General features: G+C 73.4%; 10 protein-coding genes and 1 pseudogene. 3 read left to right on the top strand and 8 right to left on the bottom strand.

Annotated elements, in window-relative coordinates; translation table 11 throughout:
* Positions 1-54 precede the first annotated feature (54 nt).
* Entirely contained in the window at positions 55-849 is a 795-nt protein-coding gene (locus DMB66_RS14415) for a strictosidine synthase (RefSeq protein ID WP_125804589.1), read from the top strand.
* 106 nt (positions 850-955) lie between these two features.
* Here the strand turns inward: DMB66_RS14415 and DMB66_RS14410 are convergent, their stop codons facing one another.
* From DMB66_RS14410 to DMB66_RS14400, 3 genes are read right to left on the bottom strand one after another with little or no spacing between them, the layout of a single operon-like run.
* The gene (locus tag DMB66_RS14410; protein WP_125804588.1) at positions 956-1,837 is read right to left on the bottom strand and encodes a helix-turn-helix domain-containing protein; all 882 of its coding nucleotides are present in this window, start codon (positions 1,835-1,837) and stop codon (positions 956-958) included.
* Between the two features lie 8 nt (positions 1,838-1,845).
* The gene (locus DMB66_RS14405; RefSeq protein ID WP_125804587.1) at positions 1,846-2,853 is read right to left on the bottom strand and encodes an aldo/keto reductase; all 1,008 of its coding nucleotides are present in this window, start codon (positions 2,851-2,853) and stop codon (positions 1,846-1,848) included.
* A gap of 34 nt (positions 2,854-2,887) precedes the next feature.
* Positions 2,888-4,357 (bottom strand): FAD-dependent oxidoreductase, encoded by a 1,470-nt coding sequence (locus DMB66_RS14400; RefSeq protein WP_125804586.1) that lies wholly within the window; start codon positions 4,355-4,357, stop codon positions 2,888-2,890.
* 103 nt (positions 4,358-4,460) lie between these two features.
* On the opposite strand from DMB66_RS14400, the gene DMB66_RS14395 reads away from it, so the two are divergent.
* On the top strand, positions 4,461-7,199 hold the full coding sequence (locus tag DMB66_RS14395) for a LuxR family transcriptional regulator (RefSeq protein WP_125804585.1): 2,739 nt from the start codon (positions 4,461-4,463) through the stop codon (positions 7,197-7,199).
* 225 nt (positions 7,200-7,424) lie between these two features.
* Here DMB66_RS14395 and DMB66_RS14390 read toward each other — a convergent pair whose 3' ends face one another.
* Entirely contained in the window at positions 7,425-8,672 is a 1,248-nt protein-coding gene (locus DMB66_RS14390; RefSeq protein ID WP_125804584.1) for a glycoside hydrolase family 3 N-terminal domain-containing protein, read from the bottom strand.
* A gap of 130 nt (positions 8,673-8,802) precedes the next feature.
* The gene (locus tag DMB66_RS14385) at positions 8,803-9,735 is read right to left on the bottom strand and encodes a lytic polysaccharide monooxygenase (RefSeq protein WP_125804583.1); all 933 of its coding nucleotides are present in this window, start codon (positions 9,733-9,735) and stop codon (positions 8,803-8,805) included.
* Between the two features lie 157 nt (positions 9,736-9,892).
* On the opposite strand from DMB66_RS14385, the gene DMB66_RS14380 reads away from it, so the two are divergent.
* Positions 9,893-10,261 (top strand): FKBP-type peptidyl-prolyl cis-trans isomerase, encoded by a 369-nt coding sequence (locus DMB66_RS14380; RefSeq protein WP_125804582.1) that lies wholly within the window; start codon positions 9,893-9,895, stop codon positions 10,259-10,261.
* 120 nt (positions 10,262-10,381) lie between these two features.
* Here DMB66_RS14380 and DMB66_RS14375 read toward each other — a convergent pair whose 3' ends face one another.
* The 3 genes and pseudogenes from DMB66_RS14375 to DMB66_RS14365 all read right to left on the bottom strand — a co-directional run.
* A complete protein-coding gene (locus DMB66_RS14375; protein ID WP_125804581.1) occupies positions 10,382-11,275 on the bottom strand; it encodes a hypothetical protein in 894 nt (297 codons plus the stop codon).
* Positions 11,276-11,412: 137 nt separating this feature from the next.
* Positions 11,413-12,279, bottom strand: coding sequence for a carbohydrate ABC transporter permease (locus DMB66_RS14370; protein ID WP_199752332.1), 867 nt, complete (start codon positions 12,277-12,279; stop codon positions 11,413-11,415).
* A pseudogene (locus DMB66_RS14365) lies at positions 12,276-12,526 on the bottom strand (sugar ABC transporter permease); the annotation flags it as partial. The gene DMB66_RS14370 and the pseudogene DMB66_RS14365, both read right to left, overlap by 4 nt.

Raw genomic sequence — 12,526 nt, 5'->3', positions numbered from 1 at the left:
TGGTCCCCTCGGCGATCACCTGACCATTGCACCAAAACCTCTAGGAGCCGGGCAATGACCCAGACACCGACCCATGTCAACAAGCCCTTCGTCTCATCGATCCTGCTGTGGATCCGCACCGACCAGCCCCGCCAGCAAGGGATGGACTACTGGAAGGGCCCCCACTCCAAGATCATCACTGCGACGCCGGGATTCGACGAGTACCGGCAGATTCACCTGGCCGAGACCAACCCCGGACTGTGGCCGGCCGTCGACGGAGTTGAGACGGTCATCCCCGCCGACCGCAAGGTCGACGGACTCGCCGAGGTCACCTTCGCCTCGGTCGTGTCTCCGCTCTGGGGCCGCAAACAGACCAAACTCGCCTACCAAGATGAAGTCAACGTGTTCCGGCGCACCCTGCTCTACGCCGGGCCGCCGCACTCCGCCCGCTGGTACGACGTCGCGAACCCCGGCGACAAGGCGCAGGCCCACACCCTCATCTACCTCAGGAGAAGAGACGACGTCAGCACCGGCGCCTTCCGCAAGTTCCTCAACGAGGTGCTCGTCCCCGGCATCGCGGACACCGGCGCACTCAAAGAACTCCGGACCCAGGTGTTCATGCCCTGGAGCCAGAAGCTCTGGGACACCCCGAACGTGGCCCACGACAACCCCACCGACCAGCGCTTCCACGCCTCACTGATGCTCGGCTTCACCGATGCCGACGCCCTGCGGGCATTCTTCGCCGGCGACGCCGTCGCGAAGTTGTCGACCGCGCTTCCCACGTACGCCTCAGCCGTACACGCCTACGAGGCGACCGCGGCGCTCACCTACGTGCGCAACGGAAAGATCCTTCCAACCTACGAACAATGACCGGCGGTGAGCGTCAACAACAGCCTGACTCCCGCGACGCCGCCCGGCCGTCAGCCCCAGCGGCGTCTCATCCAACACCGTGAACGTTCGTGGTCACGGCGCTAGCTCAGGCGTCGCGCCGTACCGCTGCGGGAGTGGTCTGCAGATGCCGGCGCATCACCCGGGTCAAATGCTCCTGGTGGGTGAAGCCGCAGCGGTCCGCGACCGCGGCGATCGGCATGCTCCGGGTGCGCAGCAGCCGGACGGCCGCGTCCAGCCGCATGCGCAGCAGATACTGATGCGGCGCCTGCCCGACCCGGGCCTTGAACTGGCGGGCGAAGTGGCTGACGCTCAGCCCGGCCGCCGCGGCCATGTCGGCCAGCGGGACCGGCTCGCCGAGCCGTTCCGCCAGCAGCTCGCGGACCCGGGTCAGCTGCCGCTCGCTGAGCCCGGCCGAGCGGGCCCTGTCGTCCGGGCGGGCCGACTGCCGCCGGGTGCCGTGCCGGCGCGCCAGCTGCCCGGCCAGCAGGCTGCCGACCTGGTCGACATAGGTGCGCGCGGACGGCTCCCACTGGCGCAGCACGCCGTCCAGCGCCAGCACCAGCTGCTCGAGCAGCGGGTCGGCGACGCCCAGCTCCTCGGCCAGCTCGACCGGCGGCCCGTCCTGCCCCTGCTGCAGGACGGCATCGTCGAGATACACGTGCACCGTGTCGAGCGGGCCGCCCAGCTCCACGGTCAGGTCCTTGCCGGCCGGGTGCACGAAGAACCCGCCGGGGGCGACCGTGCGCGCCGAGGTCAGGCCCAGGTGACCACGGCGCACGGTGACCGGCCCGTCCAGATGCAGGATGACCAGATGGCTACGGGCCCCGTCGAAGGCCGCCCGGTACGGCTGCTCCCGCTGGGTCGACACGTAGAGGCCGGACCAGCCCAGGCCCGCGCTGGTCCGCTCCGGCCTGATCCAGGGCTGGCGCAGGATGCCGTTGGTGTCGAGCAGCGAGAGCTCGTCCATGCCGCATCCTAACCTCCGGCGGCGTTGAGCCGGCGCAGCTGGTCCTCGTCGAGTTTCACGTCCAGGGCTGGCAGCGCCGCCTCGAACTGGTCCGGCGTGCGCGGCCCGACCAGCGGGATCGTCCGGGGCGGCTGCCGCATCAGCCAGGCCAGCACCAGCTGGATCGGCGTGACGCCGGCCTCGGCGGCCACCTCGGCCAGCACCGCGAGGCGGGCCTCGGCGTCCGGCCCGGCGTACGCCTCCATCATCCAGTGCGCGGCCCGCTTCGCCGGGTCGTCGTAGATCCCCTTGAGGATGGGCGAGTAGGCCACCAGCGTCAGGTCCTCGTGCGCGCCGAGGTAGTCGAGCTGCTCGGCGTTGGTGATGGACGCCCGGTCGATGCCGGGGCCGGGCCGCAGGTACGAGTGCTGCTGCTGCAGGGCGACCGGGGCCGGCCAGCCGTACCGGTCGCAAAGCTGCCGGATCCGCTCCAACCGCCAGGTCCGCACGTTCGACCAGCCCAGGTATCGGATCTTCCCCGCCTGGACCAGGCCCGCCAGGGCCTCCAGGGTCTCCTCCAGCGGGGTGGCCAGGTCGTCCACGTGCACGTAGTAGAGGTCGACGTGGTCGGTGCCGAGCCGCCGCAGGCTCCCGTCGAGGGCGTGCCGCAGCGTGTCGCCGCCCGCGCCCGCGAAGGTGCGGCGGGCCAGTTCCCAGTTCGGCGTGCCGTCGGCCGCCCACAGCTCCGGCGCGTACTCCGGCAGCGCGCTGCCCTTGGTCGCCAGGAACACCTGGTCGCGCCGGCCGCCGTGGCGCAGCCAGCGGCCGAGCAGTTCCTCGCTCTCGCCGCCCCGGCTGTCCCGCGTCGCCCACCACTCGTAGCAGTCCGCGGTGTCGATGAACGACCCGCCGACCTCCCGGTAGCGGTCCAGGATGCGGACCGAATCCCGCTCGTCGGTGGCGTTGCCCATCTGCATCGCGCCGAGCGCGATCCGGCTGACCTGCTGCCCGGTGGTGCCCAGTTCGATCGTTTCCATGCCGACGACGCTAGGACCTGGAGCGCGCTCCAGGTCAACCCCGCGGTCGGGCCGGCCGGTCCTGCTTCACCGGTTCCGCGCACCACTCGGCGATCGCGGCCGACGTGCGCGGCGCGGTCAGCAGTTCCTCGCTCGCCCAGGCGACGTATCCGTCCGGCCTGACCAGCACCATCGCCGGCCCGGACAGCGCGGCGGACCGCACCCCGCGCACGGCCGGCGAGCCGTCGAGGGTGAACGGGTCGCGGGTCACGAGGACGAACCGCCCGTCTCGCAGGTGCTCGTACAGGCGGGTGCCCGCGCAGTCCAGGTCCGGCATCCGCCGCCCGGCCCAGGCGTGGTCGGCGCCGGACCGGGCGGGATAGCCGATGCCGATGCCGCTGATCCGTTCGGCCATCGCCAGCCGGCTGCGGGGGAACCGCAGGATCGCGCGGATCACCAGCGCCTGCAGCGCGTTGCGCACCTTGGACTGGCCGAGCACGAGCCGGTTGAACGTGTCGGTCAGCTTCAGCACCCGCTCGCCGACCGGATGCCGTTCCCCTTCGTAGCTGTCCAGCAGCCACGGTGCGGCCGTGCCGTGCACGGCCGCCGCCAGCTTCCAGCCGAGGTTCATCGCGTCCTGGATGCCGGTGTTCATACCCTGCCCACCGAGCGGGGAATGGACGTGGGCGGCGTCGCCCGCCAGGAAGACCCGGCCGACCCGGTACCGGGCGGCCTGCCGGCGTTCGCTGAGGAAGCGGGTGCTCCACCGCGGCTGGCCCATCCCGAGGTCGCTGCCGGCGATCCGCCGGAACGCGTCCCGCATCTCGTCGTAGGTCACCGGCTCGGCGAGCGGCACCCGGTCCCGCTGCCGGTCCCACGCGATGACCCGGAACCAGCCGTCGCCGAACGGCACGGAGATCACCGCACCGTCGGTGCCGGTACGCGCGAACATGGCCTCGGCGGGCGGCTCGGCCAGCCGGACATCGGCCAGCAGGATGTGCGTCTCGTACTGCCGACCGGCGAATTCCACGCCGATCAGCCGGCGCACCGCGCTGTGGGCACCGTCGCAGCCCACCACGTACCGGGCCCGCTCGGTCCGGGGCTGCGCGCCGCCGACCTCGACCCGGACGCCGGCGTCGTCCTGCCGGATGCCGAGCACCTCGGCGCCTCGGACGATCTCCACTCCCAGCCGCTCGGCGCGGGCCCGCAGCACCCGCTCGGTGCCGCTCTGCGGGGCGATGAAGATCATCGGATAGCGGCTGCCGAGCACGCCCAGGTCGAGCGACGAGCCGGGCACCGGCGCCACGCTGTCCACGCGGACGCCGTGCAGCAGGACCTCGTCGGCGAGCCCGCGGGCGTCGAGCAGTTCCAGGGTCCGTGCGTGGACGGCGAAGGCCCTGGTGATGTTGGGTTCCTCGGCGCGGCGTTCCAGCACGCGGCACCGGACACCCGCGAGGGCGAGCTCGCAGGCGAGGGCGAGACCGGTCGGACCGGCACCGACGACGATGACATCGGCGGAGTTCATGGCTTCCTCCAAGAGTCGAGTTGACCCCCGTAGCCTGCCCGCGGCGCCGGGCGCCTCGAATCAGCGAAGTCACCGGTCCGGCGCGGCTCGGTAGCATCGGAAGATGCTGCACGGGAGAGTGCGGGAGTGCACGCTCATCGATGAATTGCTGGGCGCGGCCCACCGCCGGCGAAGCGGTGTCCTGGTGCTGCGCGGCGAGGCGGGCATCGGCAAGTCCGCCCTGCTCGGGTATGCGGCGGAGCGCGCCGCCGGCATGCGGATCCTGCGTGGCACCGGCATCGAGTCGGAGTCGGAGCTCGCGTTCGCCGCTGTCCACCAGCTCCTGCGCCCGCTCGCCGGCCTGTTCGACGCCGTACCCGCCCGGCTGGGGGCAGCCCTGCGGGGTGCGTTCGGGATCGGCCCGGCCCACGGCGAGGACCGGTTTCTCATCTCGCTCGGGGTGCTGAGCGTCCTCGCCGAGGCCGCCGAGGAGGGACCGCTGCTCTGCCTCGTCGACGACGCGCACTGGCTGGACGGCGCCTCGGCGGGCGCGCTCACGTTCGCCGCGCGCCGGCTGGACGCGGAGGGCGTGGTCATCCTGTTCGCCGCCCGCGACCGCGAGGCCGCCGGCTTCGCCGCGCCCGGCCTGACCGAGGTGCCGATCACCGGTCTCGATCTGGCGGCGGCCGGCGCGCTGCTCGCCGAGGGCTCCGGCGCCGACCTGCCCGTCCCGGTGCGCGACAGCCTCGTGGCCAGCACGGCCGGCAACCCGCTCGCGCTGCTGGAGTTGCCGTCGTCGTTGTCGGCGGAGCAGCTCGCCGGCCGGGAGCCGCTGCCCGACCGGCTCCCGGTGAGCGCCGAGGTCGAGCAGGTGTTCCTCGATCGCGTACGGCGCCACGACCAGCAGACCCAGACGCTGCTGCTCGCCGCCGCCGCCGAGGACACCGGCGACCTCGGCGTGGTCCTGCGCGCCGCGTCCGCGCTCGGCGTGGCCGACGGCGCCATCGACGCCGCCGAGCAGGCCGGCCTGATCCGGGTCGACGGCCGGACGCTGGCGTTCTGTCATCCGCTGGTCCGCACGGCGGTCTATCGCGGTGCGACGTTCTGGCAGCGGCGCGCGGTTCAGCAGGCGCTCGCCACGGCGCTGGACGGGGACGACAACGTCGACCGGCGCGCCTGGCTGCTGGCGGCGGCGACGCTCGGACCGGACGATGCGGTCGCCGCGGAGCTGCACCGGTCGGCCGACCGCGCCCGGCACCGGGGTGGTCACGCCGCGGCGGCGACCGCCTACGAACGCGCGGCCGCGCTGACCACCGCGCCGGAGCAGCGCGGCTCACGGCTGGCCGAGGCCGCGGACGCCGCCTGGCAGGCCGGGCTGCCCGACCGGGCGAGGGCGCTGCTCGACCGGGCCGGCGCGCTGGCACCGACGGCGCTGCCGCGGGCGCAGGTGGAGCATCTGCGCGGCTCGATCGAGTCCGCGTGCGGCGAGCCGACCACGGCGTACGCGATGCTGGTCGCCGGCGCCGAGCCGATCGTCGCCCTCGACCCGGTCCGGGCCGCCCGGATGCTCACCGAGGCCGGCCAGGCCGCCTGGCTCTCCGGCGACGTGCCCGGCCTGCACGAGGCCGGCCGGCGGCTGGCCGCCCTGCCCACGCCCGACGACGCCGTTCCGCTGAGCGCGGAGCTGGTGCTCGGCCTCGACCGGCTGCTGAGCGGCGACACGGCCGGTGCCGTCGTCCGCCTCCGGGCCGTCGTCGGCCGGGCCGCGAGCTCCGGGGACCTGCGGGCGGTCATGCTGACCGCCGCGGGCGCGATGTTCCTCGGCGACGACGCCGTCGCGATCGGGCTGTTCACGACGGCCGTCGCCCGGGCCCGGTCGGCGGGTGCCGCCGCGATGCTGCCGGCGCTGCTGGCGCCGCTCTCCTCGCTGGAGGCGTGGACGGGCCGGTTCAGCGCCGCCACGGCGAACGCGACCGAGGGGCTGCGGATCGCGGTGGAGACCGGGCAGGACAACCCCGCCGCCCACCTGCGCGGCGTCCTGGCCTGGATCGCCGCTGTGCACGGCCGGGAGCAGGATTGCCGGGAGCAGGCCGCGGCCGCCCACGCGCACGCGATCGGGCACCGGCTCGGCCCGGCGGCCGGTATCTCGTCGTGGTCGCTGGCCCTGCTCGACCTCGGCGCGGGACGTCCGGAGAGCGCCCGGGACCGGCTCATCGCGCTCGCCGCCGCCGGGCGCGGCGAATCCCACCCCATCGTGGGCGTCTTCTCCGCCGCCGACCTGGTCGAGGCGGCGGTCCGCACCGGCCGCGAGGCGGAGGCCCGCGAGGCGCTGGAGCGGCTGGCGGCCTGGACGGCGCACACCGGATCCGGGTGGGGCCGGGCCCTGGTGGCGCGCTGCCACGGCCTGCTCGCGACGGGATCCGACGCGGACAGCCACTTCGCCGAGGCGGTGGCCCTGCACCCACCCGGCGGCCGGCCCTTCGACGCGGCGCGCACCGGGCTGCTGTACGGCGAGGCGCTCCGGCGCCGCCGGCGGCGCAGCGACGCGCGGGTGCACCTGCGCGCCGCCCACGAGCAGTTCGAACGGCTCGGCCTGCCGGTCTGGGCCGGGCTGGCCCGCGCCGAGTTGCGGGCCACCGGCGAGACCGCGCGCAAGCGCGACCCCGGCACGGTCGGCCAGCTCACCCCGCAAGAGGTGCAGATAGTCCGCATCGTCGGCGAGGGTGCCACCAACCGCGAGGTCGCGGCCCAGCTGTTCCTGAGCCCTCGCACGATCGACTACCACCTGCGCAAGGTCTTCACCAAGCTCGACGTCACGTCCCGGGCGGAACTGATCAGACTCGCGGCCCGCGAACCCCGGTAGCCCACGTCACCAGCATCCCGGCAGCCCGCGTCACCAGCGGACCGGCCCAGGGCCCGCAGCCCGCGCAATCCCGGCAACCCGCGTCACCAGCGGACCGGCTCAGCGCCCGCAGCCCGCGAAATCCCGGCAACCCGCGTCACCAGCGGACCGGCCGCGGCCCGCGCAATCCCGGTGGCCCGCGTCACCGGCGGACCGGCGATGTCACTGATGCGAATCCCGGCCCGCTCAGCATGTCAGCAGGCCTGCGCGGTCCTTGGCCTGCAGCACGTGGCGGGCCGCATCGGTCAGCCGGGCGGCGAACGGCGGCGACTCGCGGGCCGCCGCGATCAGCGACGCGGCCATCGGGACCGCGTCCTGCGGCCGGATGGACAGCACCAGATCGCCGCCGGCCGCCACGAACCGCACGGCCCGCTCGCCGGTGGGCAGCGCCGACGCCGACGCGGCCGCGCCCAGATCGTCGGACATCACCAGCCCGGTGTAGCCGAGCCGTTCGCGCAGCAGGGTGGTGACGATCGGCTTCGAGAACGCGGCGATGGACGAGCCGTCGATCTTCGGGTACGTCGCGGACGAGATCATCACCCCGGCCGACCCGGCCTTGATCCCGGCCACGAACGGCTTCAGGTACGGGTCGTCCACCGTGGTCGTGTTGTCGACGACCCGCGCGGTCGTGTCGGTGTTGGCGCGCACCCGGCCCAGCCCGGGGAAGTGCTTGAGGATCGTCAGGACCCGCGCGCCCTGCGAGGCCGACACCACCGTGGCGACGTCGCCCGCGACCGCGTCCGGGTCGGAACCGTACTGGCGGTGGAAGCCGCCGATCGGCGGGTTGCCCTCCCCCAGCTTCGCGGGGACCGTGTCGGCGACCGGCGCGAGGTTCACGGTCACACCGATCCCGGCGAGGCGCTGGGCGGTGTCCCGCACGGTGCCGCGCAGCTTCGCCGGTGCGCCCGCGCCCAGCCGCTGCGCGGACGGGATCAGCGGGAAGTCGCGGCCCTTGAGGGTCTGCACGCTGCCGCCCTCCTGGTCGAGCGCGACCAGCAGCGGCGTCCCGGCCCGGCGCTGCAGGGCGGCGATGTCGGCGCGCAGGCCCGCCGCGGACCTGGAGCTGCGCCCGGCGAGGAAGACCCCGCCGAGGTCGTGGCTGGCGACCACGCCACCCAGCTCCCGCGGGCTGCCGACCGGGGTGCCGATCATGAGCACCTGACCGGCGCGCTCGGCGAGCGAGAGGCCGGCCAGCACCGTGTCGGCGCATCGCTGCGGGCTCGGCGCGCTCGCGGACGGAGCAGAAGAAGACGCGCTCGCGGAGGGAGCAGGAGGAGGCGCGCTCACGGAGGGAGGGATCTGCTGCGCGGCCGACGCCGCGGGCAGGGCACCCGGTGCGTCGGGAGCATCGGCGACGGCCCGCCTGATCACCACCCCCGCTATCACGATCAGCAGGACAATCCCGGCACTCAGCCACCGCACTCTGCTCGTCATCGCCGCCCACGCTATCGAACGCGGGGTAGCCGCCCGAGCGTCACCGACCCGCGACCGGATCGGTGAGCGCCCGACCGCCGTAGCGACCGCCCGACCGCCGCGGCGAGCAGCCGGCGCGCCGCGCGGAGTATCAGTACCTGCGGCCCGCGCGGAGACGCTTGAAGCCGGCGCCGGCCAGGACGCCCGCGATGACGATCAGGGCCGCGATGATGATCTGGTGGCCCAGGGCGACCCGGTCCTGCGTGCCGTCCGACTGCGCCGAGGCCGGGCGCAGCCAGGTCTCCTCGCTCTCCTGCGGCGCTCCCGCGACGGCCGGCCCGGCGGCCTCCTGCGGCGAGGCGACCACGCCGGGCTCGACCGAGCGGGACGCCTTCGGCTTCGGCGACGACGTGGCCTCGGCCGCCCGGGTCGTGGCGGCGGCCGCCGCCGGCGCCTTGAGCTGCAGGTCCGAGCAGGAGTAGTAGGTGTCCGGGGTGCTCGAGGTCTGCCAGACCGTGTAGAGCACGTGCCGCCCGGTGCGGTCCTTGGGCAGCTTGGCGCTCATCCGGTACGAACCGTCCGTCAGCGGCGGGTCCTGCACCGTCAGGATCGGTTTGCTGCCCAAATCGTCCCAGCCCAGCGGCTGCTTCGGGTCATAGCCCTGCTTGGTCAGGTAGACCCGGAAGGTGCCCCGGTGCGGGATCGTGCCCCGGTAGCGGATGGCCAGCGTGCTGCCGGCGGCCAGCTTCGTCGACGGCCAGTCCGTGCGGGCCAGATCCAGGCCCTGGAAGTCCGGCAGGTCGCCGCTGCACAGGCTGCCGTCGGGGACGACCTCGGTGTCCCGGCCGTTCACGTTCGGCAGGCGCAGGTTGTCGAAGGTGCCGAACGGTCCCCCGTTCGCCGCGCGGGCCGCCCGGCACGCCGCCGAGCCTTCCTGCTCGCCGCCGGTGGCGCAGGCGGCGGTGCGGCTGATCGGCTGGGTCGGCGCGCCGTGCGCGAGCGCGGGCGCCGCCGGGAGGATGGTCGCGGCCATGGCGATGCCGCCGGCCAGGACGAGGGCGACGGTACGGCGTACGGCGGTCATGCGACCTCCTCCTGCTCACGGCGGCGAGACCGGTGCAGCCTCCCGCGAACAGTACGGACCTCAGCCCTCAGTCGTTCACCTCCGTGGGTGGCGCTGCCCGGAAAGACCGCACGCTGTGGTTGCATGGCCATGCAGTCACACAACTGGAGGAGTACACATGGAGAAGCCCGACGTCGGCCCCATCGTGGGTGAGCCGCCGGCCGAGCTGGTCGTGGAGGATCTGGTCGCCGGAGACGGCGACGAGGCCAAGCCGGGCCACCAGGTCACCGTCCACTACGTGGGGGTCGCGTTCTCCACGGGTAAGGAGTTCGACGCGTCCTACAACCGGGGCCAGGCGTTCGACTTCGGCCTGGGCGCCGGTCAGGTCATCGGCGGATGGGACCAGGGGGTGGCCGGCATGCGCGTCGGTGGCCGCCGCAAGCTGACCATCCCCCCGCACCTCGGCTACGGCGCCCGCGGCGCCGGCGGCGCGATCAAGCCGAACGAGACCCTCATCTTTGTGGTGGATCTGCTCGGCGTGCAGTAAGCCAGGGCCGGCAGGCCGCACGGGCCGGGACGGGCGTCGCCTGTCCCGGCCCGCCGCTGTCCGCCTCGTCCTGGTCGGGCTGCGGCCCCGGCGAGGGGTCGAAGGGCTCGCCGATCGGGGTCATCGGGCCGCCTTCAGGTCGGTGCAGCCCGTCTCCTCCGGCAGCAGCGGGCGCAGCTGCACGGACCAGCTCTTGCTCGCCCAGACCCACGGGGTGTTCGCGGTGGCGTTCTTGGCGGCGCCGAGCACGGCGTCGAGCTGCGCGCCGGTGACCGCGACGCAGGTCAGCTCCAGGTTGGGGCTCAGCTTCTCGCCGGGCAGCGCCGGGCCGGGCCAATCCATGGTCAGCGGGCGGCCGGGCTGGCCCTCGGGCTCGGTGTACGGCTGCACGATCGCGGCGAGGATCTCGGGCTGGTATCCCTCCGGTGCGCTGGTCGTCAGCTTGGCGGTCAGCTCGCTGAGCTCGTCGATGAAGGTGCTCAGCTTCGCGCGGGCCTGCTGCTGTGCCTTGGTGAGCTGGGGGTCGTCGGGCCGGGCCTCGCGCAGGGCGACCGCGGCGGCCGTCTGCTTCCCGGCGGCGGTCTGGACCGTGACCTCGGTGGTCGGCGCGTCCGCGACCCCGGGCTGACCGAAGTCGGTGCCCTGCTTGACGCCGGCCGCGACCGCCTTGTCGATCAGCTGCTGGAGCGTGGCCGGGGAGATCGTCCCCCACTGCACGTTGGGCAGGGCGGGGCCGGGATAGACCGCCGGGACCGGGCCTTCGAAGATCACCCGGCCGTCCGCATACACGCTGGTCTGCGGGAGGCGGCCGACGATCGCGCTCGGCGGCACGAAGCCACCGGCGGAGGAAACCCGCAGCACCAGCGCGTCGTCGGCGCCCGCCGGCGGGGCTGACGAGGCGTCCGGCGACGGCGCGGTGCTCGGGGCACCGGCGGCCGTCTGCTGGGCACAAGCACTGAGCAGGAGCATGGTCACGGCGGCAGCGGCCGTCCACGAGCCGCGAAGTCTGGTCATAGGCTGTCTGACGTACCCCGCGGCGCCCGGGTTCCTACCCCTTTCGGGGAAAAATCCGGGCGGGAACGCGGTGACCGGCCCCAGGGGTTGGGGCCGGTCACCTCTATCGGGGCGGAGTGGTTGCGGATCAGCGGCGGCTACTTGACCGAGCCCAGCGACAGGCCCTGCACGAGCTTGTCCTGGGCCGCGAAGCCGGCCACGAGCACGGGCAGCGAGACCACGAAGGCGGCCGCGCAGAGCTGGGCCAGGAACAGCCCCTGGCTGGTCACGAAGCTGGTCAGGAACACCGGGGAGGTCTCCGCCACGGTGGCGGTCAGGACCCGGGCGAACAGCAGCTCGTTCCAGCTGAAGATGAAGCAGATCAGCGCGGTCGCGGCGATGCCCGGCATGACCACCGGGGCGATCACCGAGCGCAGCGTCTTGGCCAGCGAGGCGCCGTCCATGGCGGCGGCCTCGAGCATCTCGACCGGCACCTCGGACAGGAACGAGCGCATCATCCAGACGGCGATCGGCAGGTTCATCGAGGTGTAGAAGACGATCAGCAGCCAGATGTTGTCCAGCAGGCCGGTGTTCTGCGCGAACAGGTACAGCGGCAGCAGGCCGGCGACGACCGGGAGCATCTTGGTGGACAGGAAGAAGAACAGCACGTCGGTCCACTTCTTCACCGGCTTGATGCTCAGCGCGTACGCGGCCGGGAAGGACAGCAGCAGGACCAGCAGGGTGGACAGGACGCTGGCGGTCATCGAGTTGAGCAGCGGCGGCCACGGGCTGGCGCCGCCGGAGAAGAACTCGCGGTAGCCCTCCAGCGTGAGCGGGGCGAACACGGCCGGCGGGTTGGTGGCGGCGTCGGACTCGGAATGGAACGAGGTCAGCACCATCCAGGCCACCGGCAGCACGAACAGGATGCCGATCACCCAGGCCAGCAGGGACAGCCAGGGTCCGCCGCGGTCCTTCTTCCTCGGTACGGCGCCGGCCGGGTCGGCCCGGTTCAAGGTGGTGGTCATCGTCCCGAGTCCTCCTTGAACAGCGACGAGACGGTACGCAGCGCGAACGTGGCGATGATGATCGTGCCGATGACCACCACGACGGCGGCCGCGGAGGCCCGGCCGTAGTCGTGCGCCTGGTAGAAGATCTGGTAGATCGTGTACGGCAGGTTCGCCGTGCCCAGGCCGCCGGACGTGATGGTGAAGACCGCGTCGAAGTTCTGCACGATGTAGATCGAGCCGAGCAGCGCGCCGAGTTCCAGGTACT

Source organism: Actinoplanes sp. ATCC 53533, from assembly GCF_003947245.1.
Note: the sequence above shows the minus strand (reverse complement) of the source record. Positions and strands in the feature narration are given on the sequence as shown.